This is a genomic window from Neobacillus niacini (genome assembly GCF_000759675.1).
Taxonomy (GTDB): domain Bacteria; phylum Bacillota; class Bacilli; order Bacillales; family Cytobacillaceae; genus Neobacillus; species Neobacillus niacini_A.
The window spans coordinates 1-420 of the sequence record NZ_BAWM01000100.1 but is presented as its reverse complement, the minus strand read 5'-3'; the positions used below and the strand labels follow the sequence as shown (position 1 = coordinate 420).

At 37.6% G+C, this 420-nt stretch carries 1 protein-coding gene; it reads left to right on the top strand.

Annotated features, from left to right (window positions below; genetic code table 11):
- Positions 1–26 precede the first annotated feature (26 nt).
- On the top strand, positions 27–420 hold a 394-nt coding region (locus tag TR08_RS23520; RefSeq protein WP_370576399.1), incomplete at its 3' end, for an IS200/IS605 family accessory protein TnpB-related protein.

Here is a 420-nt window from a genome sequence, read left to right as displayed (position 1 = left end):
TTGTTGATAACACGGGGCAAAAGCCTCTGCTTATCAAGGGCACAAGGTTAAAATCGATCAATCAATACTATAACAAATTAAAGGCTAAGTACATGAGTATCATTCGAAATGGCAAAGATCCAAAAGAAGGGATATTTACCACTAACCGATTGATTACGTTGGATCGAAAAAGAAATAATCGTGTCATGGACTTTCTGCATAAGTCTAGCGCTAAAGTGGTAGAAATTGCTCTAGAAAGAAACATTGATACCATCATCATTGGAAGGAATGTTGGCTGGAAATTGGAGGTTGATATGCAAAAGGCAAATAAGCAAACCTTCATCCAAATTCCATATGCGACTTTCATTGAAATGATTCGATACAAAGCCGAGCGAAAAGGTGTTCAAGTCATTGATAGGGAAGAAAGCTACACTTCCAAGT